Genomic DNA, 25,792 nt, shown 5'->3' on the forward strand with positions numbered 1-25,792 from the left:
GTCCGCCGCCTCGGCGGACGCCGTCAGCGGACCGTCCGGCGGTTGTCGTCGTCCGCGGACCGCTGCGGGGGCGTGCGGGAGAGGAACAGACCGAAGACGGCCGGGCTGGCCTGGAGCATCTCCAGCCGGCCGCCGTCCGCCTCCGCCAGGTCCCGGGCGACGGCGAGCCCGATGCCGGTGGAGTTGCGGCCGCTGATGGCCCGCTCGAAGATCCGCGCGCCGAGGTCGGCGGGGATGCCGGGACCCTCGTCGGTGACCTCCACGACGACCTGGTTGCCGGTGACCCGGGTGCGCAGCGCGACCGTGCCGCCCCCGTGCATCAGGGAGTTCTCGATCAGCGCGGCCAGCACCTGGGCGACCGCGCCCGGCGTGCCCACCGCCCGCAGCTCCCGCTTCCCCGAGGTGACGATCGCCCGGCCCGCGCTGCGGTAGGCGGGGCGCCACTCGGCGAGCTGCTGCTTGATCACCTCGTCGAGGTCGAAGGTGACCGCGGAGCCGGTGCGCGGGTCGCGGGAGTTGGTGAGCAGCCGCTCCACCACGTCCGTGAGCCGCTCCACCTGCGTCAGCGCGATCGTCGCCTCCTCCTTCACCGTCTCCGGGTCGTCGGTGAGGGTGATCTCCTCCAGGCGCATGGACAGTGCGGTCAGGGGCGTGCGCAGCTGATGGGAGGCGTCGGCGGCCAGCCGCCGCTCGGCGGTCAGCATGCGGCCGATCCGCTCGGCCGAGGAGTCCAGCACGTCCGCGACCCGGTCCAGCTCGGGGACGCCGTAGCGGCGGTGGCGGGGGCGCGGGTCGCCGGAACCGAGGCGTTCGGCGGTCTCCGCGAGGTCGGTCAGCGGGGAGGCGAGCCGGTTGGCCTGGCGGACCGCCAGCAGCACCGCCGCGATCACCGCGAGCAGCGCCACCAGGGCGATGATCAGCAGCGTGCGGCCGACCTCCCGGGTCACCGAGGAGCGCGGCTCCTGGACGGTGACCGTCTCGCCCTCCTCGCCCGGCGCGGTGGCGCTGATGACGTCGCCCTCCGGCTCGGCGCCGACCTCGATGGGCGGCTTGCCGGGGATGCGGACGACGGCGTAGCGGTCCTCGGTAATCTGGTCGTCGAGGACCTCGGCGGTGACCTTGTCCTCGACGAGCAGCCGGCTGTCGACGATGCTGGCCAGCCGGACCGCCTCGGACTCCACCCGCTCCCTGGCGGTCTCACTGATCGTGCGGGTCTCGACGATCACCAGGGAGACGCCGAAGACGGCGATCACCACGAGGACCACGGCCAGCGTGGACTGGATCAGACGGCGGCGCATGTTCTCTTACCCACTGCTCCTGCCCACTGCGAACCCGGGCGGGGTTCAGCTCTTCTCGAAGCGGAAGCCCACTCCGCGCACGGTCGCGATGTAACGGGGGTTGGCGGCGTCGTCGCCGAGCTTCTTGCGCAGCCAGGAGATGTGCATGTCGAGGGTCTTGGTGGAGGACCACCAGGTGGTGTCCCAGACCTCGCGCATCAGCTGGTCGCGGGTGACGACCCGGCCCGCGTCGCGCACCAGGACCCGCAGCAGGTCGAACTCCTTGGCGGTCAGCTGCAGCTCCTCCTCGCCCATCCACGCCCGGTGCGACTCGACGTCGATGCGCACCCCGTGGGTGGCGGGCGGCTGCTGGGGTTCGGCGGAGCCGCGCCGCAGCAGGGCCCGCACCCGGGCGAGCAGTTCGGCGAGGCGGAACGGCTTGGTGACGTAGTCGTCGGCGCCCGCGTCCAGGCCCACGACCGTGTCCACCTCGTCGGCGCGGGCGGTCAGGATCAGCAGCGGAACCGTGTGCCCCTCGGAGCGGAGCCGGCGGGCGACCTCCAGACCGTCCATGCCGGGCAGCCCGAGGTCCAGCACCACCAGGTCGATGCCGCCCCGCATCCCGGCCTCCAGGGCGCCGGGTCCGTCCTCACGCACCTCGACTTCGTAGCCCTCCCGGCGCAGGGCGCGGGCCAGCGGCTCCGAGATGGACGCGTCGTCCTCGGCGAGCAGTACACGGGTCATGGCAGTGATGGTAGTCCCGTCGCGGTGGGCCGAGGGGTGTGATCGCCGGGCCCGGTTCTTACCTCCCCCTCACCCGGCTCTCACCCTCCGGGAGCCCTGGTACGGACCAGTGGGTGTGGGGTGCGATCCTGAGGAAGACCTTCGAATGGGTGAGCGCGGTTCCGGTTGAACCTGTGATCCGTGTCTCAAGTCCTTCCATATCCGGCACTGTCCTGCCGTATGGTGAATCCACGCCTGTTGCACCACGGGGACCTTTGGCGCAGTCGACGCCGAGGGTCTCTTTTGTGTGCGGGCCGGTTTTCCGCCGGCCCCGGAAGGAATGACCTGTGGCCGGGCCTCCCCGCGCGTAGACGCACGGCGGAGGCGTGGATCCCGGTGGTCGCCGTCCGCCGCCCCGTGACCCGGGGCGGCCTCCCCCGGGCGTGGGGTGGACGGTTCGCACCCGCCGGTGCCGGCCTGCCCCCCACCGGGCGCGTCCACGCATCCGCGACGCGTCCCGACAGCAAGGAACGACCATGGCGTCCAGCCTGACGAAGGACTCGGTCTCACCGGGCACCCCCGGTTCCGAGAAGACCTTCTTCGGCCACCCCCGCGGACTGGCCACTCTCTTCATGACCGAGATGTGGGAGCGTTTCTCCTACTACGGCATGAGGGCCCTGCTCCCGCTGTACCTCGTCGCGCCCGGCGGACTGGGTCTGAGCGCGGGCACCGCTACCGCGATCTACTCGGTCTACCTGTCGCTGGTGTACCTGCTCACGATGCCGGGCGGCTGGTTCGGCGACCGTGTCTGGGGTCCCCGCAAGACCGTCGCCGTCGCCGGCGGCATCATCATGCTGGGTCACCTCACGCTGGCCCTGCCGTCCTCCGGGACGTTCTACGCGGGCCTCGGCCTGGTCGCCATCGGCTCCGGTCTGCTGAAGGCCAACATCTCCACGATGGTCGGCCAGCTGTACCAGGGTCCGGACGACCCGCGCCGGGACGGTGGCTTCACCGTCTTCTACATGGGCATCAACCTGGGTGCCTTCGCCGCGCCGCTGATCATCGGCACCATCGGTGAGAGCGTCAACTGGCACCTGGGCTTCGCGCTCGCCGCGGTCGGCATGGGTCTCGGTGTGACGCAGTTCCTGCTGGGCAGCCGCCACCTGGACCCCGCGTCGAGCGTCGTCCCGAAGCCGCTCACCCACCAGGAGCGGGCCTCCACGCTGCGCAAGGCCGCGCTGTGGGCCGGCATCGCCGTCGTCGCGTACGCCGCCCTCGGCCTCAGCGGCAACTACACCCTGAACTGGGTGCTGGTCCCGCTGACGCTGCTCGGTGTGATCGTGCCGGTGATGGTGATCGCCCGCATCAAGCGCGACAAGGACCTGGACCGCGCCGAGCAGTCGAAGATGTCCGCGTACATCTGGTTCTTCGTCGCCGCCGCGATCTTCTGGATGATCTACGACCAGGGCGGCTCGACCCTGTCGATCTTCGCCGACTCGTCGGCCGAGAACAGCGTCTTCGGCTGGGAGTTCCCGGTCTCCTGGTACCAGTCGGTCAACCCGGTTCTGATCATGGCGCTGGCCCCGGTCTTCGCCTGGATCTGGCTGGCGCTGAACCGGCGCGGCAAGGAGCCCAGCACGATCGTGAAGTTCGCTTCCGGTCTGGTGCTGGTCGGTGTCTCGTTCTTCCTCTTCCTGGCCCCGCTGTCGATCGCCGAGGGCGGTCACAAGGCGGCCGCGCTGTGGCTGGTGGCGATCTACTTCACGCAGACCGTCGGTGAACTGCTGCTCTCCCCGGTGGGTCTGTCGGTCACCACGAAGATGGCGCCGGCGAAGTACGCCTCGCAGATGATGGGCGTCTGGTTCCTGGCCGTCACCGCGGGCGACGCCACGACCGGGCTGCTGTCCATCGCGGGCGTCGACCTGAACAAGACGGGCGTGGTCGCAATGGAGGCGACGCTCGCGGTGCTCGCCGGTGTCGCGGTGTGGATGTACCGCAAGAAGGTCAAGGCCCTCATGGGGGACGTCCGCTGAGCGGACCCCCCGGGGTCGGTCGCACACACGGAGGGGCCCGCATCCGAACCGGATGCGGGCCCCTCCGGGCTCTCCGCCCCCGCCGGGGCGGGGACAGGCTGCGGCGTCGACGCCGGGGTACCGAAGCGCGCGGCGCTATGCCGGGGTGCCGAGTTCCGCCCAGACGGTCTTGCCCGGCGTTTCCGGGGAGCGCACGACGCCCCAGTCCAGGCACAGTCGCTGCACGATGAACATGCCGTGGCCACCGGGCCGCCCCGCCTGATGCGGCGTGCGCGGGGCCGGCTGCCCCGTCCCCCGGTCGGTGACCTCCAGCCTGATCACCTTCCGGTCGCACGTGATGGCGAGGTGATCGGGCCCGTCGGCGTGCAGGCAGGCGTTGGTGACCAGCTCGGACACCACCAGCAGGACGTCCTCCGCGGCAGCCCGCCGGTCCGCGCCGGAGGCGGGCAGCCAGCCCCACTCGTACAGCGCCTGGCGGGTGAAATCACGGGCGAGCGGGACGACGCCGCTCTGGTCGTCGAAGCTCAGCCGGCGGACCATGCCACCGGCCGATGCGTCCGACGGAGCGGGCGGCGCGGTCGGCGCGGTCGGCGCGGCCACGCCGCCCTCGGGTGCGCCCCCGGCCGCCGGCACCGCGCCCCCGGGCGTCCCGGAAGCGCCGCTGGGCTCCGGACCGCGGTCGCCCGGCGAATAGGGCCGGGTGGTGCTCATCAGCGCTTCACCTCACCGTGTCACCAGTTCACGATTCAAAAAGTTCCGTACCCGGATGGTCACGCCGGTACGGCCCGGCCGGTTCCCGGCGCTCTCCCGACCGCCGTGTCCAGCCCGTTCTGGAAGTCTCCTGCCCGGGCGGACCGACGGGACACCCACGTTTTCGCGTGAAAGGGCGCGGCAAATGTGAGCGTCCGGTGACGGAGGTGGCGGGAGCGCCCCGCCGGGCGTGCCCGCCCGGGTCACGCCGAATCGTCGGCCAGCGCCGCCTCGAGAGTGTCATGCACGGTGAACACCGCGTCCGCTCCCGTGATTTCAAACACGCGCGCGACCACGGACTGCATTCCCGCGAGATGAACGCCGCCACCCGCCGCCTCGGCCTTCAGCCGGGCACCGAGCAGTACGTTCAGTCCCGTGGAGTCACAGAACTCCAGCCGGGAGCAGTCGATGACAAGACGCTTGAATCCCTTGGCGAGGCAGCCCTCCAGTGGCTCACGCAACAACTCGGCGGTGTGGTGATCCAACTCACCCGCCGGAGTCACGACGGCACTGGGGCCCTCTTCTCGCACCTCGACCAGAAGCCGGCCCGACTGTGCGCTGCCGACCGTCCCGCGGTCCATGCCGTCTCTCTCTCCCGACGTCGTGGCTGCTTGCTGACGCCCTTGAACATTACGCCTTCCGGCCACGCTCCGACACTCTAACAATCACGCACAAACAGACATATACGAACAGAACGCACTTGCGATGTGCTCGCGGAAGCCGATAGGGCTAGTAAAAGACACGCAACCGACCACGGCCGGCTTTGGAGGCGCCGCACACCGCAGTGCACGTATCGGCTTCGGCAGCCATATGCCGAGAACGATGGAGGACATCATGTCACCCCGGCTCGACGCATCGCCTACCCCTGAAGCGACGTCGACACCCCTTCCGGAACAGCTGGATCCCATCGAGCAGGACGACCCGGGGGTCGTCCCCGACGACCTGCTCGCCGGACTGCCGGAGATCCCCCCGTACGACGAGGTGGGCGCGGTCGACGCGCGGGCTCTGTCCAAGACCCTCTTCGAGCGCCTGGACGCGCTGGACGAAGGCACCCGCGAGTACTCGTACGTACGCAACACGCTCGTCGAACTGAACCTCGCTCTGGTCAAGTTCGCCGCCTCCCGCTTCCGCACGCGCAGCGAGCCGATGGAGGACATCATCCAGGTCGGCACGATCGGCCTGATCAAGGCGATCGACCGCTTCGAGCTGGCGCGCGGTGTGGAATTCCCCACGTTCGCGATGCCGACCATCATCGGTGAGATCAAGCGCTTCTTCCGCGACACCTCGTGGTCCGTGCGCGTCCCGCGCCGGCTGCAGGAGCTCCGGCTGGACCTGGCCAAGGCCGGTGACGAACTGGCGCAGCAGCTCGACCGGTCGCCGACGGTGGCCGAGCTGGCGGAGCGCCTGGGCATCACCGAGGACGAGGTCCTCGAGGGCATGGCGGCGTCGAACGCGTACACGGCCTCCTCGCTGGACGCCCAGCCGGAGGAGGACGACGCCGAGGGCGCGCTGGCGGACCGGATCGGTTACGAGGACCACGGGCTCGAAGGCATCGAGTACGTCGAGTCGCTGAAGCCGCTGATCGCCGAACTGCCCTCGCGCGACCGGAAGATCCTCTCGCTGCGGTTCGTCGCCGGCATGACCCAGTCGGAGATCGGCGAGGAACTGGGCATCTCCCAGATGCACGTCTCGCGTCTGCTGTCGCGGACGCTGGTGAAACTGCGCAAGGGGCTCACGGTCGAGGAGTAGTCCTCACCGGGTGACGTTCGTCCTCCGGGGGCGGTCCGGTGACCGGGCCGCCCCCACCCGGGCGCCACCCCGCCCCTCCGCGGTCCCCGGTCACACCACGCGGACGCCCCGGCGCCACACCCCGGCGACCAGCGGGACGCCCGGCCGGTAGGCGAGGTGGACGTGGCTCGGGGCGTCGAGCAGGACCAGGTCGGCGTACGCGCCCGGGGTCAGGCGGCCGACGTCGTCCCGGCGCAGGGCCGCGGCGCCGCCCGCGGTGGCCGACCACACCGCCTCGTCCGGTGTCATCCCCATGTCCCGCACCGCGAGCGCGATACAGAAGGGGACGGAGGACGTGAAGGACGAGCCCGGGTTGCAGTCGGTGGACAGGGCGACCGTCACCCCCGCGTCCAGCAGCCGGCGGGCGTCCGGCCACTCGGCGCGGGTGGAGAACTCGGCGCCGGGCAGCAGGGTGGCGACGGTGTTCCCCCCGGCGAGGGCGTCCACGTCGGCGTCGGTGAGGTGGGTGCAGTGGTCGGCGCTGGCCGCGTCCAGCTCGACGGCGAGCCGGACGCCGGGGCCGTACGAGAGCTGGTTGGCGTGGACGCGGGGTCGCAGGCCCTTCGCCCTGCCCGCGGTGAGGATCGCGCGGGCCTGGTCGCCGTCGAAGGCGCCCTGCTCGCAGAACACGTCGATCCAGCGGGCGTGCGGCGCGCAGGCGTCCAGCATCTCGCCGGTGACCAGCTCCACGTAGGCGGCCGGGTCGTCCGCGTACTCCGGGGCGACGATGTGGGCGCCGAGGAAGGTGACCTCGTCGGTGTGACGGGCCGCCAGGCGCAGCGCGCGGGCCTCCTCCCCGGTGCTCAGGCCGTAGCCGGACTTGGTCTCCAGCGTGGTGGTGCCCTGGCGTAGCGCCTCGGTGACGAAACGGGTGAGGTTCGCCTCCAGTTCCGCGTCGCTCGCGGCCCGGGTGGCGGCCACGGTCGTGCGGATGCCGCCCGCGCCGTAGGGGCGGCCGGACATGCGGGCGTTGAACTCCTCGGTGCGGTCGCCCGCGAAGACCAGGTGGGAGTGGGAGTCGACGAAGCCGGGCAGGACCGCCCGGCCCGCCGCGTCGACCCGGTTGTCGGTGGCGGGTGCTTTCCTTGATTCACCGGTCCACACGACGCGGTCGCCCTCGATGACGACGGCCGCGTCCCGGACCGTGCCGAGGGGAGAGCCACTGCCGTCCGGGGAGGGGTCGTTGGTGACCAGCGTGGCGATGTTGCTGATGACGGTGCTGCTCATGGCGTCCTCGTGGATGGTCGTCAGGCGCGCAGGGCTTCGACTGCCCGCGCGAGGGCTCCGGGCACATCGGGTACGAGCGTGTGCGCGCCGTCGCGTACGACGTGCCGGCCCGCCACGACCGTGTGGCGCACGTCCGCGGCGGTCGCGGCGAATACGGCCGTCTCGGCGCCCAGCCGGGGCGGCGGCCCCGCCGTTCTGACGGAGTCGAGGGCGAGGGTGACAAGGTCGGCGCGTGCCCCGGCCTCGATGGTGCCGATGCCGTCCCAGCCGAGGGCGGCGTGTCCGTCGGCGGAGGCGGCACGCAGCAGCGCGGCGGCCGTCCAGTGGCCGCGGGTGCGGGAGCGCAGGCGCTCGTTCAGTTCCATCGCCCGCGCCTCTTCCAGCAGGTCGACGACGGCGTGGCTGTCGGAGCCGAGGGAGAGCGGGGAACCCTCGTTCTGCAGGGCGCCGGCGGGGCCGATGCCGTCCGCGAGGTCCCGTTCGGTCGTCGGGCACATGCAGGTGCCGGTGCCGCTGCCGCCGATGAGGGAGATGTCCTCGGCGGTCAGGTGGGTGTTGTGGACGCCGGTGGTGCGCGGCCCGAGCACGCCGTGCAGGGCGAGCAGCTGGGCCGGGGTGCACCCGTGGACCTCGCGGCAGGCGTCGTTCTCGGCGGTCTGCTCGGACAGGTGCACATGGAGCGGGGCCCGCCGCTCCTCGGCCCAGCGTGCCACGGTCGCCAGCTGGTCCGCCGGCACGGCCCGCACGGAGTGGATCGCCGCCCCGATCCGCGCGTGCTCGCGCCCCGCGAGGAGGGAGCAGCGTGCGGCCCAGGCGTCCGCGTCGCCGTCGGAGAAGCGGAGCTGGTGGGTGGTGGGCGGCTGTCCGAAGCCGGAGGAGAGGTAGGCGGTGTCGAGGAGGGTGATGCGGATGCCGGCGTCGGCGGCGGCCTCGACGAGTGCCTCGCCCATGGCGTTGGGGTCGGCGTAGGGGGTGCCGCCGGGGGCGTGGTGGACGTAGTGGAACTCGCCCACCGCCGTGACGCCGGCCAGCGCCATCTCGGCGTACACGGCGCGGGCGAGGGCGTGGTAGGTGTCCGGGGTGAGCCGGTCGGCCGTCGCGTACATGGTCTCGCGCCAGGTCCAGAAGGTGCCGGAGCCCACCTGGACGGTGGAGCGCAGGGCGCGGTGGAAGGCGTGGCTGTGGGCGTTGGCCAGTCCGGGGAGGGTGAGTCCGCGCAGGACCTCGGCGCCGGGCGGCGGGGCGGGCGTGTCCGTGCGGACGGCGGCGATGCGGCCGTCCTTCACGTCCACGGCGACGCCCGGCTCGACGTGGGCGCCGAGCCAGGCGTGCTCCAGCCAGTACGTCCGCGGGGCGGCAGTCACGTGCGGACCAGTCCTTCCAGTACGTCGGCGAGGGCGAGGACACCGGCCACGCAGTCGTCCTCGGTGGCGTGCTCGGCCGGGGAGTGCGAGACGCCGGTGGGGTTGCGCACGAACAGCATGGCGGTCGGGACGCGCGCGGAGAGGATCCCGGCGTCGTGTCCGGCGCCGGTGCCGAGGACGGGCACCGTGAGGTCCGTGCCGCTGCCCAGGATGCGGGCCAGTTCGTCGCGCAGGGCGTGGTCGAACTCGACGACCGGCGTGAAGGACTCGCGTTCGACGTCCAGGTCGACGCCGTGGGCGGCGGCGTGTACGCGGGCGGCCTCCCGCACCCCGTCCACGACGGCGTCGAGGCGTTCCTGGTCGGGGGCGCGGGAGTCCAGCCAGCCGCGCACCAGGGAGGGGATGGCGTTGACGCCGTTCGGCTCGACGGCGATCTTGCCGAAGGTGGCGACGGCGCCGGCCAGCTCGGCCTCGCGGCGGGCGGCGAGGACGGTCTCGGCGTAGGACAGCATCGGGTCGCGGCGGTCGGCGAGCCGGGTGGTGCCGGCGTGGTTGGCCTCGCCGCGGAAGTCGAACCGCCAGCGGCCGTGCGGCCAGATGGCGGACGCGATGCCGACGCGGTCGCCGGACAGGTCCAGGGCCCGGCCCTGTTCGACGTGGAGTTCGACGAAGGCGCCGATGCGGTCGAGCCGTCCGGGGTCGGCGCCGATCGCGTCGGGGTCGTGCCCGGCGGCCTCCATGGCCTGCGGGAGCGTGATGCCGTCGCCGTCGGTGAGCCGGTGCGCCTGCTCGACGGTGAGCGCGCCCGTGGTGAGCCGGGAGCCGACGCAGGCGAGTCCGAAGCGGGCGCCCTCCTCGTCGCCGAAGTTGACGATGCCGAGGGGCCTGGCGCGGTGCGTGCCCCTGCGGCGCAGTTCGTCGAGGGCGGCGAAGGCGGACACGACCCCGAGGGGCCCGTCGAAGGCTCCGCCGTCGGGCACGGAGTCCAGGTGCGACCCGGTGACGACCGCGTCGCCCCGCGCGGGGTCCCCGAGCCAGGCCCACTGGTTGCCGTTGCGGTCGACCTCGTAGGTCAGCCGCCGGGTGCGCGCCTGCTCCTCGAACCAGGCCCGGCAGTCGGAGTCGGCCCCGGTCCAGGCGAACCTGCGGTAGCCGCCGGAGGCGGCGTGGCGTCCGACGGGCTCCAGTTGCCGCCACATCTCGTGGAAGGAGGGCACGTTCCGCGGAGCCGGAGCCGGAGCCGGGGCGGAGGCGGGGGCGGCCGGGCGCACCGCCGGTGAGGTCCTGTCCCTCACGCCTGGTCCCCCTCGCGCATCGGCACCCGTACGCCCCGCTCGTCCGCCACGGACTCCGCGATGTCGTACCCGGCGTCGACGTGCCGGACGACCCCCATCCCGGGGTCGTTGGTCAGCACGCGCCGGATCTTCTCCCCGGCCAGGGCCGTGCCGTCCGCCACCGTCACCTGCCCGGCGTGGAGGGAGCGCCCCATGCCGACGCCGCCGCCGTGGTGGAGGGACACCCAGGACGCGCCGGACGCCACGTTGACCATGGCGTTGAGCAGCGGCCAGTCGGCGATCGCGTCGGATCCGTCCAGCATCGCCTCCGTCTCCCGGTAGGGCGAGGCGACCGAGCCGCAGTCGAGGTGGTCGCGGCCGATGACGACCGGCGCGGCCAGCTCGCCGCTCGCGACCATGTCGTTGAACCGCTCGCCCGCCTTGTCACGCTCGCCGTAGCCGAGCCAGCAGATGCGGGCCGGCAGGCCCTGGAAGTGGACGCGTTCCCCGGCCATCCTGATCCAGCGGGCCAGGGGCTCGTTCTCCGGGAAGAGGTCCAGGATCGCCTTGTCGGTCTTCGCGATGTCGGCCGGGTCGCCGGACAGCGCGGCCCAGCGGAAGGGGCCCTTGCCCTCGCAGAACAGCGGGCGGATGTAGGCGGGCACGAAGCCGGGGAAGGCGAAGGCCCGGTCGTAGCCCGCGAGCCGGGCCTCGCCGCGGATCGAGTTGCCGTAGTCGAACACCTCGGCACCCGCGTCCTGGAAGCCGACCATCGCCTCGACGTGCCGGGCCATGGACTCGCGGGCCCGCGTGGTGAAGCCGGCCGGGTCCTCGGCGGCGGCGTCGGCCATGTCCTCGAAGGCGACGCCGACGGGGAGGTAGGCCAGCGGGTCGTGGGCGGAGGTCTGGTCGGTGACGATGTCGACGGGGGCGCCCATGGCGAGCAGCCGCGGCACCAGTTCGGCGGCGTTGCCGAGGACGCCGATGGAGAGGGGGCGGCGGGCGTCCCGCGCTTCGGTGGCCAGCCGGAGGGCGTGGTCGAGGGAGTCGGCCCGCACGTCGAGGTAGCGGTGCTCGATGCGGCGTTCGATCGCGCGCGGGTCGCAGTCGACGCAGATCGCGACGCCGTCGTTCATGGTCACGGCGAGCGGCTGGGCGCCGCCCATGCCGCCGAGGCCGGCCGTGAGGGTGATGGTTCCGGCGAGGGTGCCGCCGAACTTCTTCGCGGCGACGGCGGCGAAGGTCTCGTAGGTGCCCTGGAGGATGCCCTGGGTGCCGATGTAGATCCAGGAGCCGGCGGTCATCTGCCCGTACATGGTCAGGCCGAGGGCCTCCAGGCGGCGGAACTCCTCCCAGGTGGCCCAGTCGCCGACGAGGTTGGAGTTGGCGATGAGGACGCGCGGGGCCCACTCGTGGGTCTGCATGACCCCGACCGGGCGGCCGGACTGGACGAGCATCGTCTCGTCCTGCTTGAGCGTCCGCAGCGTGCGGACCATGGCGTCGAAGGAGCGCCAGTCGCGGGCCGCCTTGCCGGTGCCGCCGTAGACGACGAGCTTGTCGGGGTGCTCGGCGACCTCCGGGTCGAGGTTGTTCTGCAGCATCCGCAGGGCGGCCTCCTGCTGCCAGCCCAGGGCGCTCGGTTCGGTGCCGCGCGGCGCTCGGACGGGCCGGGGTCCGGATGCGGACATGGGGTGCCTCCTGGGGGCTGCGGACGGGTACGGCGACTTACTGCAGATATTCACATCCTCGACCTGTGAATAGAGCTAGTCAAGACGGGGGGTGCGTCCGCACGGCCGTGCGGGGGATGTTTGGCTGGATGCATGCGCGCGAACATGGAGAACGCCGACGGGACGGGGGACGCGGTGGCTGACGAGGTCGTTCTGGCGGACGAGGTCGATCCCCGGGGTACCGGGCGGGCGGCCCGGCGGGACCGGGCGGTGCGGGCCGCCGTGGAGCAGGGGCTGCTCGACGACGACGTGCCGCTGGTGGCGCTGCTCGACGTGCGGGGCATCCGGGAGTCGGCGGCCGGGCTGCGGGCGGCGTTCGACGCGGTGACGGCACCCGGCACCCCCGTGCTGCACGCCTTCGCGGTGAAGGCCAGTCCGCTGGTGCCGGTGCTGCGGCTGCTGCGCGAGGAGGGGATCGGCGCGGAGGTGGCGAGCCCGGGTGAGCTGGCGCTGGCGCGTGCGGCGGGCGTGGAGCCGGAGCGGACGGTCCTCGACTCGCCCGCCAAGACGCGTGCGGAGCTGAAGGAGGCGCTGGCGCTGGGCATCGCCGTGAACGCGGACAACCCGCAGGAGCTGGAGCGCATCGACGCGCTGATGGCCGCCTCCGGCTCCCGCTCCCCCTTCGGCATCCGGGTCAACCCGCAGGTCGGCGGCGGCTCCATCGAGGCGTTGTCCACGGCGACGGCGACCTCGAAGTTCGGGGTGGCGCTGCGCGACGAGGGGGCGCGGGAGTGGGTGATACGCGCGTACCTGGACCGGCCGTGGCTGACCCGGCTGCACGCGCACTCCGGTTCCCAGGGCATCGCGCTGTCGATGATGGCGCGGGGCGTCTCGGAGACGTACGCACTGGCGGAGGAGATCAACGGGCGTGCCGGGCGGCGGCAGATCGACACCATCGACATCGGCGGCGGACTGCCGGTCAACTTCGCGTCGGAGGCGAGCAGCCCCACGTACGGGGAGTACGCGCGGCTGCTGAGCGAGACGGTGCCGGGGCTGTTCGACGGGCGGTACGGGCTGGTCACCGAGTTCGGCCGGTCACTGCTGGCCAAGCACGGCACGGTGGTCGCGCGCGTGGAGTACGCCAAGAGCGCGGGCGGGCGTCCGGTCGCGGTGACGCACGCGGGCGTGCAGGTGGCGACGCGGACGGTGTACGCGCCGGCGTCGTGGCCGCTGCGGATCGCCGCCTACGACGCGAAGGGGCGCCCCAAGGAGGGGCCGGCGGTCGTGCAGGACGTGGCGGGACCGGCCTGTTTCGCGGGCGACCTGCTCGCGCAGGGGCAGGAGCTGCCGCTGCTGGAACAGGGCGACTACGCGGCGGCGCTGGACACGGGCGCGTACTACTTCGCCCACCACTACGCGTACAACTCGCTGCCCCGCCCGGCCGTCCTCGGTTTCGCCACGGACGGCACGGGCCCGGTCACCTTCGCGACCGTACGCCCGGCCCAGACGATCGAGGAGATCGTCGCCGAATCGGGCGCCGCCCACACCACCAGCCTGACCACCCTCACCCCCTGACCCACCCCGAAGGGGCGCGGGGAACCGCGCGACCAGCCGTCGCGCACCGGCACGGAGTCACGGCGGGGAACTCCCCCAAGGGGCGCGGGGAACTGCGCGAACCCACCCCGCGCCCCGCCCCGAGGTCCCCGCTCAGGCCGCCGCCGCGACCCTCCGGCGAGAGCCGCCCGGCGCCGCGTCCCCCGCCGCGATCCCCGTCGTGCGGTACGCCTTGACCCGCTTGCCCGCGGGCCGCCCCGCCCCCGCGCGGAGCCAGTCGACGCGCACCCACAGCAGCGCCTCACCGTCCTGCTCCAGCCGGCCGATCCACGCCGCCTTCAGCCACAGTCCGACCCCGCAGCCGGCCAGCAGCAGCCCCCCGGTCGCGGGTGCGGCGAACGCCGAGCCGAGGGCGGCGAGGAACGCGAGCAGCAGCCACCACCGGTGCGCCCGCCGCCAGTTGCGCACGGTCACCGCCCGGTCCTGGAGCACGTCGTGCCGGCTCGCCCGTACGGCCTGGCGGACCGGCGCGCGGTACCGCCCCCGTCCCCCGTACGCCACGACGGCCGCCGCCACCAGGAACAGCGCCGCGCCCGCCAGCACGCCGATCCGGCGCCCGGTCAGTCCCGGCACCAGCACCCCCGTGCCCGCGGCGACGGCTCCGAGCCACCACAGCGGCGCGGCCCCGGCCCGTACGACGACGGCCACCCGGGCCAGTCCATGTCCTCCGCGCGTCACGTCCAGCCTCTCGTCTCTCACGCCAGTGGACACAGGAGGGTAGCGGCGCAAGGTGAGACGAGTCTGAGAACGCGCCCCCGGGGGACGCGCCCCGCGGCGGGTCCCGCCGTCAGTCCACGAACAGCCCGCGCGCGGCCGCCCGGACGTCGAACTCCTCGAGCCGTGCCTGCGCGTCGGGCAGGTCGTCGCACATCGCCTCCAGCAGCACCCGGCCCAGCAGCATCGGCGCGCACGCCGTGTCGAAGGCCAGCCCGGTGCCGACCGCCGCGGGCAGCAGCAGGTCGGACACCTTGGCGACCGGCGCGAACGGCGAGTCGGCCACGGTGACGACGGTCAGCCCCGTCTCCCTGGCGTGGGTGAGGGCGTCGACGACCTCCCGCGGGTGGCGGGGCAGCGCGAAGCACAGCAGGGCGCTCGCCCCGGCCCGGGCGGCGGCGTCGATCCGGTCGTGGAGCACCGTGCCGCCCTCGTTGAGCAGCCGTACGTCCGGATGCACCTTGGCGGCGAAGTAGGCGAAGCCGTGCGCCTGGGCCGCGGCGGCCCGCAGCCCCAGCACGGGCAGCGGCCGGCTGCCCGCGAGGACGCGTCCCGCCCGCCGCACGGGCCCGGCGTCGGCCAGCGCCTCCGCCAGGTGCCGCAGGTTTTCGATCTCGGCCTCGACGGCCTGCTGGTAGGCGTTGGACGCGCCGGGATCCGGCGCGGGTTCGACGGGCGCGACCTCCCGCAGGTGCCGGCGCAGCGCGGGGTAGCCGTCGAAGCCGAGGGCCACGGCGAACCGGGTCACCGACGGCTGGCTGACCCCGGCCAGTTCGGCCAGCTCCACACTGGACAGGAACGGCACGTCGGCGGCCCGCCGCACCATGCTGTGCGCGATGCGCCGCTGCGTCGGCGTCAGCCGGTGCCCCTCGAACAGCGCCTGGAGGCGCGCGGCGGGGCTCTCGGTGCCGCTCATGACGTGACGTCCCCCTCGGACCCTCGGACCCCTCGGACTTCCCGGACCACTGAACCGTGCCCCTCGGCCCATTCACCCGTCAGTACTTCTGCATGCCGTTATACAGCCGCACGGGACATCGTGCCGTACACGCGTCCTGGGGGCGGGGATCACCCACGGTGCCCGGTCGGGGACAGATCCGGATCTCGACGATTTTGCTACGACGTCCGCGCATCCCGGAGGAGCCGGATAGCGTAACGCATCGAACAATCGCGCGCCTTGAGGCCCAGGCGTCACCCGGGCCCCCGACGGAAGACTGGTAACGAGCGTGGATGCGCCAAGTCGTGGACAGGCGGACGGGACCGATCCCGCCGACCAGTGGGTGCTCAACCCGGCCACCGGGGACTACGAACTGCGGCTGAACGGTGCCCCGGGACGACCGGCGGTCCCCCGCCCGCGCGGCGCGTCCCGCCCGCGCCCCGCCTCCCCCTCGTCCGCACCGTCGTCCGCCCCGGCCCGGGTGCCCGGGCAGCGCGGCCACCGCGCCACTCCCGCGCCCGCGCCCGCCCCCGACGCGGACGGCCCACAGGACCCCGGGCGGCGCAGGCGCCCGCAGCAGCGCAAGGGCGGCGCCCGCCGTAAGGCCCTGATGTGGACGGGCGGCGCCCTCGGCCTGGTCCTCGTCGGCGGCTCGGCGTTCGCCTACTACTGGTACGACCGCCTCAACGGCAACATCGACACCGTCGACATCGGTGACGTGGGCAGTGACAAGGTCCTGGCGGACGGGCCGGTCAACATCCTGGTCATCGGCAACGACGTCCGCACCGGCGAGGGCAACGAGGCCTACGGCAACCGGGACAACGTCACCGGTCACGCCGACACCACCCTGCTCTTCCACGTCGCCGGGGACCGCTCCAACGCGACCGTGGTGAGCATCCCCCGGGACATGATGACCACGATCCCGGACTGCGAGACCAGGCAGCCGGACGGTTCGACCGAGGTCGTCCCCGGATCGAAGGGCACCACCCGCTTCAACGAGTCCTACGGCGTGAACGGCCGCGATCCCGGCTGCACCATGCGGACCGTCGAGGAGATCGCCGGCGTCGAGGTCGACCACTTCATGATGTTCGACTTCAACGCGGTCAAGACGCTGTCCACCGCCGTCGGCGGCGTCGAGGTGTGCCTGGAGAAGCCCATCAAGGACCTGGACGGCGGGACCAAACTCGACCTGCCGGCCGGCAGGAGCACCATCGAGGGCGAGCAGGCACTGTCGTTCCTCCGCAACCGGCACGGCCTGAAGAACGAGAGCGACCTCGACCGGATCGAGATGCAGCAGAAGTTCGTCGCGTCGATGATCCGGCAGCTCAAGGAGGACACGCTGGACAGCCCGTCGAAGATGCTCGACGTGGCGGACGCGGCCACCAAGTCCCTCACCGTGGACAAGGGCATAGGCAGCGCGTCCAAGCTCCTCACCCTGGCCAGGGAACTCACCAGGATCGACCTCAAGAACATCACGCTGATGACGCTCCCGGTGATCGACAACCCGGCCGAGCCCACGCCGGTCACCGTCGTGCCGGACCCGGTCAAGGCGCCGCAGGTGTTCGCCATGCTCCAGGACGACGTCTCCTTCACCGAGGTGAAGAAGAAGGAGAAGGACGCCAAGGACAAGCAGGCGGCGCTCCTCGACGGCCCGCGGGCGGAGGCGTCCGCCGTGCACGTCGACGTCCTCAACGGCGGCGGCCCGGCCGGCGCCGCGCAGGAGACGCTGGTCTGGCTCCGGACGAGTGAGGGGGTGGCCCGGTCCGCCAACCAGGGCAACGCCCCCGCGAAGGTTGACAGGACCCGGCTGGAGTACGCGCCGGAACAGGCCGACCAGGCCCGCAAGCTCGCGGATCTGATGGGCCTGCCCGCCTCGGCCCTGAAGCCGGGCGGCGAGGACTCGGACGCGGCGCAGCCGATGCGGCTCACCCTCGGCCCCGACTTCAGGAAGGCGGGCGTGCCCGTCGCCGCGCCGAAGAAGGTCGACGTCGGCCAGTCCCGGGCCGACCAGAAGATGTGCGGGAAGTAGGGGCCCGGCGAACCCGAGTCCCGGACGGGGGTTACCCCCAGTGTCAACGGGCCCCCGCCTGCCTACCGTGGTGCCCATGACCGGAATGGACGCGCGGGACGCCGAGCTGAAGAAGGAACTCAACGCCTCCCTGCAGGCGCGCAGGGAGCTGGGCGAGGAGTACGAGTCGGCGCTGGTCGACTCGTTCCTGGAGAAGGTCGACCAGCGCATCGACGGCGCGGTGGAGCGCCGGGTGCGCCGTCAGCTCGCCGAGCGGCAGCTGACGGTGGCCCGGGACGCGCGGTCGCCGAGGGCCACGGACTCCTGGGGGGAGCGGTTCGGCTTCGGCATCGTCTCGCTGGTCCTGGCGGTGCCGCTGTCCGCCATCGGCGGGGGCGTGGGCCAGCTGCCGGGCCTGCTGGTCACCTGGGCCGGCATCGTCGGCGTCAACGTGGTGCAGGCGGTCCGCACCAACCCGGGCCTGTTCGGCTCCCGCAAGAGCCGCCGGGACGGCGACTGGGAGGACTGAGGGCGGGTTTGCGCGGGGACCGCCGCACCCCCGTAGGCCGGGGGGCGGGACGACGGCGGTCCCCGCGGAGGACGCGCGCCCCGTTGAGGAGGCCGCGCGTCCCGGGGCGTCCAGGGAGGTCCGGGAGCCGCTCCGGTAGTCCTTCGACGCCGCGTGGTCGCCGGCGGGTCCGGGGAGCCTCTCCCAAGCTCAACGCCTGGGCGGGGGCCCTTCCTTCCCTGCCGACACCCACCACTGTGCCGGAGCCGTGTTAAGCGAGTGCTGCGCGCACATGACGCCCTCGTACCGCTTCCGCGAAGTCCACGGGGTTGACCCGCGCGGCGGCACCCGGCCGGTCACGGCCGGTCCGCTCCCGCCCGGCGCCCCGTCACTTCCCGGTCTTGGCGAGGAAGGACAGCAGGTCCTGGCGGCCGACCACACCGGTCGGCTTGCCCTCGACGAGGACGATGGCCGCGTCGTCCTTGCCGAGGACGGCCATCAGGTCGGCGACGGGCTCGCCGGAGCCGACCTGCGGCAGCGGCGCGGACATGTGCTTCTCCAGCGGGTCGTCGAGCGAGGCGGCCTTGCTGAACAGCGCGTCCAGCAGTTCCCGCTCCACCACCGAGCCGACGACCTCGGCGGCCATCACGTCCGGGTGGCCGGCGCCCGGCTTGACCACGGGCATCTGCGAGACGCCGTACTCGCGCAGCACCTCGATGGCCTGGCCGATCGTCTCGTCGGGGTGCATGTGGACGAGGGAGGGGATGTGGCCTCCCTCCTTGTCGTTCAGGACGTCGGCGACGCGGGCGCTGGAGCCGGTGTCCTCCAGGAAGCCGTAGTCGGCCATCCACTCGTCGTTGAAGATCTTGCTGAGGTAGCCGCGGCCGCTGTCCGGGAGCAGGACCACGACCACGTCGTCCTCACCGAGCCGGGAGGCGACCTCCAGCGCCGCGACGACCGCCATGCCGCAGGAACCGCCGACCAGCAGGCCCTCCTCCTTGGCGAGGCGGCGGGTCATCTGGAAGGAGTCCTTGTCGGAGACGGCGACGATCTCGTCGGCGACGTCACGGTCGTAGGCCGTGGGCCAGAAGTCCTCGCCGACGCCCTCGACCAGGTAGGGCCGCCCGGAGCCGCCCGAGTACACGGAGCCCTCGGGGTCGGCGCCGATCACCCGCACGCGGCCCTCGCTGGCCTCCTTCAGGTAGCGGCCCGTCCCGGAGATGGTGCCGCCGGTGCCGACGCCGGTCACGAAGTGGGTGATCCTGCCCTCGGTCTGCTCCCACAGCTCCGGGCCGGTGGAGTGGTAGTGCGAGAGGGGGTTGTGGGGGTTGGAGTACTGGTCCGGCTTCCACGCCCCCGGCGTCTCGCGCACCAGCCGGTCGGAGACGTTGTAGTAGGAGTCGGGGTGCTCCGGCGCGACGGCGGTCGGGCAGACGACGACCTCGGCCCCGTAGGCGCGCAGCACGTTGATCTTGTCGGTGGACACCTTGTCCGGGCAGACGAAGATGCACTTGTAGCCCTTCTGCTGGGCCACGATGGCGAGGCCGACCCCGGTGTTGCCGCTGGTCGGCTCGACGATGGTGCCGCCTGGCTTCAGCTCCCCGCTCCGCTCCGCCGCCTCGATCATGCGCAGGGCGATGCGGTCCTTCACGGAGCCGCCCGGGTTGAAGTACTCCACCTTGGCCAGGACGGTCGCCCTGATGCCCTTGGTCACGTTGTTGAGCCGCACCAGCGGGGTGTTGCCGACGAGGCTGATCATCGAGTCGTGGAATTGCACCGTTGTCTCCGGATGCTTGCAAAAGATGTGGTCGTAGTGGTCGAACCAGCCTAGGCCCTCCCCGGCCGAACCCTCCCGGGTCGTTCACCGGCTGTGGGGATTGGACCACGGTGCGTACGGGGCAAGCACTGGGTGTACGGCTTCGAGGAGGTGGCGGCGAGCATGACGGGCATGTCGAGGGCACGGGTGGCCCGGAGGATCGCGGCCGGCGCCGCTTACGGCGGCGGGAGCGTCGGCCTGGCCGGCGCGGCGACCGTGGGTCTGCTGGTGGCCCAGGCGCAGCTCGCACGGCGGCGGGTGGGCAGCGGCCCGCTCGGCTACGTCCCGAACGCGGACGGTCTGTACGGGGCGGCCTACACGGTGCCCGGGGAGCCGGCGCTGCGGCTGACGATGCTGGGCGACTCCACGGCCGCGGGGCAGGGCGTGCACCGGGGCGGGCAGACGCCGGGCGCGCTGCTGGCGTCGGGGGTGGCGGCGATCGCGGAGCGTCCGGTGGGGCTGAGCACGGTCGCGGTGCCGGGGGCCTGCTCCGACGACCTGGACCGGCAGGTGACGCGGGCGCTGGCGGATCCGTCCCGGGTGCCCGACATGTGCGTGATCATGGTCGGCGCCAACGACGTGACCCACCGGATGCCGGCCACCCAGTCCGTGCGCCACCTGAGCGCGGCGGTGCGCCGGCTGCGGACGGCCGGTGCGGAGGTGGTGGTGGGGACCTGCCCCGACCTCGGCACGCTCGAACCGGTGCGGCAGCCGCTGCGCTGGCTGGCCCGGCGTGCCTCGCGGCAGCTCGCGGCGGCCCAGACGATCGGCGTCGTCGAGCAGGGCGGGCGGACGGTGTCGCTGGGCGACCTGCTCGGACCGGAGTTCGCGGCGAACCCGCGGGAGCTGTTCGGGCCGGACAGCTACCACCCCTCCGCGGAGGGGTACGCGACGGCGGCGATGGCGGTGCTGCCGACGGTGTGCGCGGCGCTGGGGCTGTGGCCGGCGGACGAGGAGCGTCCGGACGCCGCCCGCCGGGAGGGCTTCCTGCCGGTGGCCCGCGCCGCGGCCGAGGCGGCCTCGGAGGCGGGCACGGAGGTCGCGGCGGCCATGCCCTCGGGACCGCGGGGCGCCTGGGCGCTGCTCAAGCGCCGCCGGCGGCGCCGGGTCCCGGCGAGCGAGCCCCAGCCCTCACCGCAGCCGTCGCCCTGACCTCCCGCCTCGCGACAGGGCTGTCACCGACCGGCGGCAGGGAGGGGCCGCACAGCCAAGCAAGCGCTTAGAAAGTTGCGGCCCATGTCACACCGCGGAGGCAGTGACCGGGACGGTACGGACAGGTAACTTCCCAGAGAGCTGCACCAACCCGCCGGTTCGCCCACCCGCTCTGGAGCCGTGATGCCCGAAGCCGTGATCGTCTCTGCCGCCCGCTCCCCCATCGGCCGCGCCTTCAAGGGCTCCCTGAAGGACGTACGTCCGGACGACCTGACCGCCACGATCATCCAGGTCGCCCTCGCCAAGGTCCCCGAGCTGGACCCGAAGGACATCGAGGACCTGATGCTCGGCTGCGGCCTCCCCGGCGGCGAGCAGGGCAACAACCTCGGGCGCGTCGTCGCCGTGCAGATGGGGATGGACCACCTCCCGGGCTGCACCGTCACCCGCTACTGCTCGTCCTCGCTGCAGACCTCCCGCATGGCCCTGCACGCCATCAAGGCCGGCGAGGGCGACGTCTTCATCTCGGCCGGCGTCGAGACCGTCTCGCGCTTCGCCAAGGGCAACTCCGACAGCCTCCCGGACACCCGCAACCCGCTGTTCGCCGAGGCCGAGGCCCGTACCGCCGCCGTCGCGGCGTCGGAGGGCTCCACCTGGCACGACCCGCGCGAGGACGGCCTGCTGCCCGACCCGTACATCGCGATGGGCCAGACCGCCGAGAACCTGGCCCGCCTCAAGGGCGTCACCCGCCAGGACATGGACGAGTTCGGCGTCCGCTCGCAGAACCTCGCCGAGGAAGCCATCAAGAACGGCTTCTGGGAGCGCGAGATCACCCCGGTCACGCTGCCCGACGGCACGGTCGTCAGCAAGGACGACGGCCCCCGCGCCGGCGTCACCCTGGAGGGTGTCCAGGGCCTCAAGCCGGTCTTCCGCCCGGACGGGCTCGTCACCGCGGGCAACTGCTGCCCGCTGAACGACGGAGCCGCGGCGCTCGTCATCATGAGCGACACCAAGGCCCGCGAGCTCGGCCTCACCCCGCTCGCCCGGATCGTCTCCACCGGCGTCTCCGGCCTCTCCCCGGAGATCATGGGCCTCGGCCCGGTCGAGGCGAGCAAGCGGGCGCTCTCCCGCGCCGGCCTGACCGTCGACGACATCGACCTGGTCGAGATCAACGAGGCGTTCGCCGCCCAGGTGATCCCCTCCTACCGCGACCTCGGCATCCCGCTGGAGAAGGTGAACGTCAACGGCGGTGCCATCGCCGTCGGCCACCCCTTCGGCATGACCGGCGCCCGCATCACCGGCACGCTCATCAACTCCCTGCAGTTCCACGACAAGCAGTTCGGTCTGGAGACGATGTGCGTCGGCGGCGGCCAGGGCATGGCGATGGTCATCGAGCGCCTCAGCTGACCGCCGCGGTCCCGGCGGCGACCGCACGGTAGCCGCCGGACCACGGTGCGTGCACCACAGGCCCGGAACCCCGGCAGGCCGGGGGTCCGGGCCGTTTTGTGATCCAATCTCCCCCAGGATGTGACCTATCCCTCCCGCCGGAGGGATCCTCGCAGGTCAGCGTCGACCCCCGGACGGGCCCGGAACCAAAGAGCTGTCCGTTTCGTGATGTTACGCACTGACAGAAGGTCAGTCCGCCCTTCAAGCTGATGTAGGAAGTCGGGGGTCGACTTTGAACCGGGAGTACGTCAGTGAGCGCCATGCCGATCGCCCTGTTGATCACCACGGCCGCCACGGGCGCCGTGGGCGTCGCCGTGTTGCGCAGCATCATGGTGCTGCGCCGGCAGGTCGCGGCCCTGCACACCGAGCTGGCGGGGAACCGGGCCGCCGACGCGCGGGCCCGCGTTCCCTCCGCCCGCGCGGCCGACGCCGACGAGATACGCGCGGCGGTGGCGGACGCGCTCGCCGAGGAGCGGGAGCGCGAGCTGGCCGAGGCGCGGGCGTTCTGGGCCGCCCAGGAGGCGCGTGACGCCTCCGACGCGCCGTCCCTGCTGGGCGGGCTCGCCGACAGCGAGCTGTTCCTGCCCCGGCAGGCCGACTTCGCGGGCCTGGAACCGGTGACCGAGCCGGGCGCCGACCTGGAGGACCACCCCGGGGACTCGCCCGAGCTGGCGGCGGCCCGCCGCCGTCACCCCTCGCACCCGGACTTCGTGCCGAACCCCTCGCCGGTGGTGAACGACCACGAGCGCACCGTGACCCTCCTGGAGGAGCTGGCCGGTTCCCGCACGGAGCTGACCGACGTCCGCCCGGGCCCGCTGGGCACGCTGGACGTCTACGTGTTCGCCGACGGGACGACGCTGTGCATGACGCCGGGCCACCGGGAGACCGCGGAGCGGCTGGCGGCGGCCCTGCGCGCGGGCGAGACCCCGTTCCTGCTGGGCGGGTCCGGCATCTCGGGGGCGTACACGCTGACCTTCTCCTGCGGCGAGGAGAGCGTCTACATCCTGGCGGACCGCGTCATCGCGTCCCTGTAGCCCCCGGGCCCCGGCCCGCGGGTCGGCCGCCGGTCCGTCTCCGGGCCGGCTACACCCCGGCGCGTTCCCGCGCCTCCTCCACCAGCCGTACCGCTTCCTCGACCTCCTCGTCGTTCTTCAGTACGAGGGCCAGGTCGTGCCCGGCGACGGTGATCTGGTCGGCGGCGGCGAACATGCCCGCGTCGGGCATCTGGCGCGGCTCGGTGCCGGGCTCCTCGACGAGCTGGGTGCGCCGCGCCATTTCCCTGGCCAGGGCGAGCGCCTCGGCGGCCCCGCCGCGTTGCAGCCGGCTCTGCGGCGCGGCCCGCAGGCGGTCGGCGAAATGATCCACGGCACGGGTGAAGGGCGTCGTATCAACCACGCGGCGAGCGTACGCGGCCCCGCAGGACTGTTGCCAACGGGCGGACGCTCGGGCACGGTGACCTGAAGGACCGGCTTACATCCCAGCGTCCGGAGGCGCCGATGTCCCAAGTCTTCTCCGCAGAGACCCATCGCAACATGCTCGCCCGCATCCCGCACTGCACCGGCCGGGAGATCTCCGACTGGCTGCGCACCGTCGAAGAAGGCCCGTCGCTGTTCCGTTTCGAGGAGAAGGTCAGCTGGCTCCGGCACGAGCACGACCTGGCGTACGGCCACGCCAAGGCGATCGTCCACGAGTACGACCTGCGCAGGGCGGCCCGCAAGCTGGGCTAGGGCCTCCCCCTGCACGACGAAGGGCCCCGGTGGGAACCGGGGCCCTTGGTGGCGTCGGGGGGCGTGCGGGACGCCGGCCGTCGTCAGTCGCTGCTGTTGAAGATCGCGATGAGTCGCAGGAACTCCATGTAGATCCACACCAGCGTCAGCGTGAGGCCGAAGGCGGCGAACCAAGCCTCCTCGCGCGGGGCACCGTAGGCGATGCCGTCCTCGACCTGCTTGAAGTCCAGGGCCAGGAAGCAGGCACCGAGGATGATGCCGACGATTCCGAAGACGATGCCGAGCGGGCCGCTGCGGAAGCCGAGGCCGTCACCGCCGCCGATCACCGCGAACAGCAGGTTCACCGCCATCAGCAGGATGAAGCCGAGGGCGGCCGCCATCACGAAGCCGTAGAAACGGCGGTTGACGCGGATCCAGCCCGCCTTGTACGCCACCAGCACACCGGCGAAGACCGCCATCGTGCCGAGCACGGCCTGCATGGCCGCGCCGTCCGCGATGCGGTTGTCGACGATGCTGGAGATCACGCCGAGGAAGACACCCTCGAACGCGGCGTAGGTCAGGATCAGCGCGGGCGTGGGCTTGCGCTTGAAGGACTGCACGAGCGCCAGGACCATGCCGATCAGGGCGGCACCGATGGCGATGCCGTAGGACCGGCTGATGTTGGCGTCGTCGACCGGCAGCAGCGCCCAGGAGAGCGCGGCCGTCACGATCAGCAGACCGAGGGTGCTCGCCGTGCGGATGATGACGTCGTCGATCGTCATCCGGCCGGTGGTGGCCGGCGCCTGCGGGGCGCCGTACTGCTGGTCCTGCTGCGCGTAAGGGTTCTGCGCGTAGGGGTTCTGCGCGTACGGGTTGCCCGTCGGCTGCGCGTACGGGTTGGCCTGCGTGGCGACAGCGGGACCCCCGGCCTGCGGCGCGGTGTTGAAGCCCGCGTAGCCGTTGTCGCGGCTGAACCCCCGTCGCGAGAAGACCGGGTTTCTGCTCCTCATTTCACTCCTCCATGGCCACTCAGTGCGGCCTTGGCTCAAGAGTAATAGGTAGGCAAAGGATTGACCCTAATGCTTGGGGAGGATCTTTCCCTCGTCTTGCTGCGCAACACGCTACGCGGCCCGGTGATTCCCTACACCACGAGGGACGGGACCATGACCGACCCGGTACCCGCCCGGAACCGGACGGAGATCATCCGCCCCGGCGGAGGGGGAAGCCGTCGCCCGCTCCGGGCCGGCTCGGTGCCGGCGGCGCGGGAGGGAGTGAGGCGGTCCGCGGGGCAGGCGTCGGGCGAGCCGGCCGGCCCGCTCCGGTGATCATGACGGTGACGCGCGCCGGCCGTCGCGCTCACCGTGCCGGGCGCGCGCTCCCCCGCCGTTCGTGAATGCGATGTGCGCCCACCCCGTGGACACGCGAGGACCGCGGCAGGGGCCTCCTGCCGATCATGAGGGGAAGCGTGGTGGTGCCCGGAGCCGGACTTGAACCGGCACGCCCGCTCAGGGGCAGCGAGGTTTAAGCTCGCCGTGTCTGCATTCCACCATCCGGGCAGGCCATGGGCTCCGCTTCGCGGCTCCGAGCCTATCGGTGACCCCCGCGCCGCCGACGGCGGGAGGGACCGATCTTGTCTTATTTTATTGGCGCCTGAGGGTGCATCAGGACTTGGAACTCGCCGTCAGCACGTGCCAACAGCCTCGCGGCTGACGCCCCGCCATGTATGCGGAATGACGGAATTTCACCGTCCGAACAAGGGCGCTCCACCCGTTCTCGGCACGATCGGCTCAGGGT

22 protein-coding genes and 1 tRNA gene are annotated in these 25,792 nt (G+C 72.5%); 9 read left to right on the forward strand and 14 right to left on the reverse strand.

All coding sequences use genetic code 11. From position 1 onward, the window contains the following. Nucleotides 1–23 precede the first annotated feature (23 nt). On the reverse strand, nt 24–1,298 hold the full coding sequence (locus tag IE118_RS26730) for a sensor histidine kinase (RefSeq protein WP_189560617.1): 1,275 nt from the start codon (nt 1,296–1,298) through the stop codon (nt 24–26). 45 nt (nt 1,299–1,343) lie between these two features. Next, nucleotides 1,344–2,021, reverse strand: coding sequence for a response regulator transcription factor (locus IE118_RS26735; protein ID WP_189560618.1), 678 nt, complete (start codon nt 2,019–2,021; stop codon nt 1,344–1,346). A gap of 515 nt (nt 2,022–2,536) precedes the next feature. On the opposite strand from IE118_RS26735, the gene IE118_RS26740 reads away from it, so the two are divergent. Then, complete coding sequence (locus tag IE118_RS26740; protein ID WP_189560619.1) at nt 2,537–4,033, forward strand: oligopeptide:H+ symporter; 1,497 nt, start codon at nt 2,537–2,539, stop codon at nt 4,031–4,033. Between the two features lie 135 nt (nt 4,034–4,168). On the opposite strand, the gene IE118_RS26745 is transcribed toward IE118_RS26740, so the two are convergent. Then, entirely contained in the window at nt 4,169–4,744 is a 576-nt protein-coding gene (locus tag IE118_RS26745) for an ATP-binding protein (protein ID WP_189560620.1), read from the reverse strand. 242 nt (nt 4,745–4,986) lie between these two features. After that, a complete protein-coding gene (locus IE118_RS26750) occupies nt 4,987–5,364 on the reverse strand; it encodes an STAS domain-containing protein (RefSeq protein ID WP_189560621.1) in 378 nt (125 codons plus the stop codon). Nucleotides 5,365–5,617: 253 nt separating this feature from the next. Here IE118_RS26750 and IE118_RS26755 point away from each other — a divergent pair, with 253 nt between their 5' ends. Beyond that, nucleotides 5,618–6,532 (forward strand): RNA polymerase sigma factor SigF, encoded by a 915-nt coding sequence (locus tag IE118_RS26755; protein ID WP_189560622.1) that lies wholly within the window; start codon nt 5,618–5,620, stop codon nt 6,530–6,532. 90 nt (nt 6,533–6,622) lie between these two features. Here the strand turns inward: IE118_RS26755 and hutI are convergent, their stop codons facing one another. From hutI to hutU, 4 genes are all read right to left on the reverse strand, one after another. Continuing rightward, nucleotides 6,623–7,798 carry an imidazolonepropionase gene (hutI, locus tag IE118_RS26760; RefSeq protein WP_189560623.1) on the reverse strand — a complete coding sequence of 392 codons (1,176 nt, stop codon included), beginning with the start codon at nt 7,796–7,798 and terminating at the stop codon, nt 6,623–6,625. A 20-nt stretch (nt 7,799–7,818) separates the two neighbouring features. Continuing rightward, on the reverse strand, nt 7,819–9,162 hold the full coding sequence (locus IE118_RS26765) for a formimidoylglutamate deiminase (RefSeq protein WP_189560624.1): 1,344 nt from the start codon (nt 9,160–9,162) through the stop codon (nt 7,819–7,821). Further along, nucleotides 9,159–10,361 carry an allantoate amidohydrolase gene (locus IE118_RS26770; protein ID WP_189560753.1) on the reverse strand — a complete coding sequence of 401 codons (1,203 nt, stop codon included), beginning with the start codon at nt 10,359–10,361 and terminating at the stop codon, nt 9,159–9,161. The genes IE118_RS26765 and IE118_RS26770 overlap by 4 nt, the downstream gene beginning before the upstream one ends. Nucleotides 10,362–10,453: 92 nt before the next feature. After that, a complete protein-coding gene (hutU, locus tag IE118_RS26775) occupies nt 10,454–12,124 on the reverse strand; it encodes a urocanate hydratase (protein ID WP_189560625.1) in 1,671 nt (556 codons plus the stop codon). A gap of 132 nt (nt 12,125–12,256) precedes the next feature. On the opposite strand from hutU, the gene IE118_RS26780 reads away from it, so the two are divergent. Next, on the forward strand, nt 12,257–13,678 hold the full coding sequence (locus tag IE118_RS26780; protein ID WP_189560626.1) for a type III PLP-dependent enzyme domain-containing protein: 1,422 nt from the start codon (nt 12,257–12,259) through the stop codon (nt 13,676–13,678). 132 nt (nt 13,679–13,810) lie between these two features. On the opposite strand, the gene IE118_RS26785 is transcribed toward IE118_RS26780, so the two are convergent. Then, nucleotides 13,811–14,395 (reverse strand): hypothetical protein, encoded by a 585-nt coding sequence (locus tag IE118_RS26785; protein WP_189560754.1) that lies wholly within the window; start codon nt 14,393–14,395, stop codon nt 13,811–13,813. Nucleotides 14,396–14,504: 109 nt separating this feature from the next. Continuing rightward, complete coding sequence (locus IE118_RS26790; RefSeq protein WP_189560627.1) at nt 14,505–15,347, reverse strand: MurR/RpiR family transcriptional regulator; 843 nt, start codon at nt 15,345–15,347, stop codon at nt 14,505–14,507. 307 nt (nt 15,348–15,654) lie between these two features. Here IE118_RS26790 and IE118_RS26795 point away from each other — a divergent pair, with 307 nt between their 5' ends. Both IE118_RS26795 and IE118_RS26800 read left to right on the forward strand, forming a co-directional pair. Continuing rightward, nucleotides 15,655–17,394: an LCP family protein gene (locus IE118_RS26795; RefSeq protein ID WP_189560628.1), complete on the forward strand. Its 1,740-nt coding sequence runs from the start codon at nt 15,655–15,657 to the stop codon at nt 17,392–17,394. Between the two features lie 85 nt (nt 17,395–17,479). Continuing rightward, nucleotides 17,480–17,902 carry a hypothetical protein gene (locus IE118_RS26800; RefSeq protein WP_189560755.1) on the forward strand — a complete coding sequence of 141 codons (423 nt, stop codon included), beginning with the start codon at nt 17,480–17,482 and terminating at the stop codon, nt 17,900–17,902. A 367-nt stretch (nt 17,903–18,269) separates the two neighbouring features. Here the strand turns inward: IE118_RS26800 and IE118_RS26805 are convergent, their stop codons facing one another. Then, nucleotides 18,270–19,658 (reverse strand): cystathionine beta-synthase, encoded by a 1,389-nt coding sequence (locus IE118_RS26805; RefSeq protein WP_189560629.1) that lies wholly within the window; start codon nt 19,656–19,658, stop codon nt 18,270–18,272. A 162-nt stretch (nt 19,659–19,820) separates the two neighbouring features. Between IE118_RS26805 and IE118_RS26810 the strand changes: the two genes are divergently transcribed. The 3 genes from IE118_RS26810 (at nt 19,821) to IE118_RS26820 (ending at nt 23,326) form a co-directional block, all read left to right on the forward strand. Continuing rightward, complete coding sequence (locus IE118_RS26810; protein WP_189560630.1) at nt 19,821–20,849, forward strand: SGNH/GDSL hydrolase family protein; 1,029 nt, start codon at nt 19,821–19,823, stop codon at nt 20,847–20,849. Nucleotides 20,850–21,032: 183 nt separating this feature from the next. After that, entirely contained in the window at nt 21,033–22,253 is a 1,221-nt protein-coding gene (locus tag IE118_RS26815; RefSeq protein WP_189560631.1) for an acetyl-CoA C-acetyltransferase, read from the forward strand. Nucleotides 22,254–22,543: 290 nt separating this feature from the next. Continuing rightward, nucleotides 22,544–23,326: a hypothetical protein gene (locus IE118_RS26820; protein WP_189560632.1), complete on the forward strand. Its 783-nt coding sequence runs from the start codon at nt 22,544–22,546 to the stop codon at nt 23,324–23,326. A 49-nt stretch (nt 23,327–23,375) separates the two neighbouring features. Here IE118_RS26820 and IE118_RS26825 read toward each other — a convergent pair whose 3' ends face one another. Continuing rightward, nucleotides 23,376–23,687 carry a hypothetical protein gene (locus IE118_RS26825; RefSeq protein ID WP_189560633.1) on the reverse strand — a complete coding sequence of 104 codons (312 nt, stop codon included), beginning with the start codon at nt 23,685–23,687 and terminating at the stop codon, nt 23,376–23,378. Nucleotides 23,688–23,788: 101 nt separating this feature from the next. Here IE118_RS26825 and IE118_RS26830 point away from each other — a divergent pair, with 101 nt between their 5' ends. Beyond that, nucleotides 23,789–24,019, forward strand: coding sequence for a DUF4287 domain-containing protein (locus IE118_RS26830; RefSeq protein ID WP_189560634.1), 231 nt, complete (start codon nt 23,789–23,791; stop codon nt 24,017–24,019). Between the two features lie 83 nt (nt 24,020–24,102). Here the strand turns inward: IE118_RS26830 and IE118_RS26835 are convergent, their stop codons facing one another. Together IE118_RS26835 and IE118_RS26840 are read right to left on the reverse strand one after the other, a co-directional pair. Beyond that, complete coding sequence (locus IE118_RS26835; protein ID WP_189560635.1) at nt 24,103–25,008, reverse strand: Bax inhibitor-1/YccA family protein; 906 nt, start codon at nt 25,006–25,008, stop codon at nt 24,103–24,105. 459 nt (nt 25,009–25,467) lie between these two features. Continuing rightward, a tRNA-Leu gene (locus IE118_RS26840) sits at nt 25,468–25,554 on the reverse strand. Nucleotides 25,555–25,792 lie beyond the last annotated feature (238 nt).

The organism is Streptomyces pilosus, from assembly GCF_014649835.1.
In the GTDB taxonomy this organism is placed as follows: Bacteria; Actinomycetota; Actinomycetes; order Streptomycetales; family Streptomycetaceae; genus Streptomyces; species Streptomyces pilosus.

Excerpts from the sequence above, each read along its gene's own strand:
- IE118_RS26790 (WP_189560627.1), bottom strand. The coding sequence starts at position 15,347 with ATGAGCGGCACCGAGAGCCCCGCCGCGCGCCTCCAGGCGCTGTTCGAG.
- IE118_RS26745 (WP_189560620.1), bottom strand. The coding sequence starts at position 4,744 with ATGAGCACCACCCGGCCCTATTCGCCGGGCGACCGCGGTCCGGAGCCC.
- IE118_RS26750 (WP_189560621.1), bottom strand. The coding sequence starts at position 5,364 with ATGGACCGCGGGACGGTCGGCAGCGCACAGTCGGGCCGGCTTCTGGTC.
- hutU (WP_189560625.1), bottom strand. The coding sequence starts at position 12,124 with ATGTCCGCATCCGGACCCCGGCCCGTCCGAGCGCCGCGCGGCACCGAA.
- hutI (WP_189560623.1), bottom strand. The coding sequence starts at position 7,798 with ATGAGCAGCACCGTCATCAGCAACATCGCCACGCTGGTCACCAACGAC.
- IE118_RS26815 (WP_189560631.1), top strand. The coding sequence starts at position 21,033 with ATGCCCGAAGCCGTGATCGTCTCTGCCGCCCGCTCCCCCATCGGCCGC.
- IE118_RS26800 (WP_189560755.1), top strand. The coding sequence starts at position 17,480 with ATGGACGCGCGGGACGCCGAGCTGAAGAAGGAACTCAACGCCTCCCTG.
- IE118_RS26740 (WP_189560619.1), top strand. The coding sequence starts at position 2,537 with ATGGCGTCCAGCCTGACGAAGGACTCGGTCTCACCGGGCACCCCCGGT.
- IE118_RS26830 (WP_189560634.1), top strand. The coding sequence starts at position 23,789 with ATGTCCCAAGTCTTCTCCGCAGAGACCCATCGCAACATGCTCGCCCGC.
- IE118_RS26780 (WP_189560626.1), top strand. The coding sequence starts at position 12,257 with ATGCGCGCGAACATGGAGAACGCCGACGGGACGGGGGACGCGGTGGCT.
- IE118_RS26835 (WP_189560635.1), bottom strand. The coding sequence starts at position 25,008 with ATGAGGAGCAGAAACCCGGTCTTCTCGCGACGGGGGTTCAGCCGCGAC.
- IE118_RS26810 (WP_189560630.1), top strand. The coding sequence starts at position 19,821 with ATGACGGGCATGTCGAGGGCACGGGTGGCCCGGAGGATCGCGGCCGGC.
- IE118_RS26730 (WP_189560617.1), bottom strand. The coding sequence starts at position 1,298 with ATGCGCCGCCGTCTGATCCAGTCCACGCTGGCCGTGGTCCTCGTGGTG.
- IE118_RS26735 (WP_189560618.1), bottom strand. The coding sequence starts at position 2,021 with ATGACCCGTGTACTGCTCGCCGAGGACGACGCGTCCATCTCGGAGCCG.
- IE118_RS26755 (WP_189560622.1), top strand. The coding sequence starts at position 5,618 with ATGTCACCCCGGCTCGACGCATCGCCTACCCCTGAAGCGACGTCGACA.
- IE118_RS26770 (WP_189560753.1), bottom strand. The coding sequence starts at position 10,361 with ATGTGGCGGCAACTGGAGCCCGTCGGACGCCACGCCGCCTCCGGCGGC.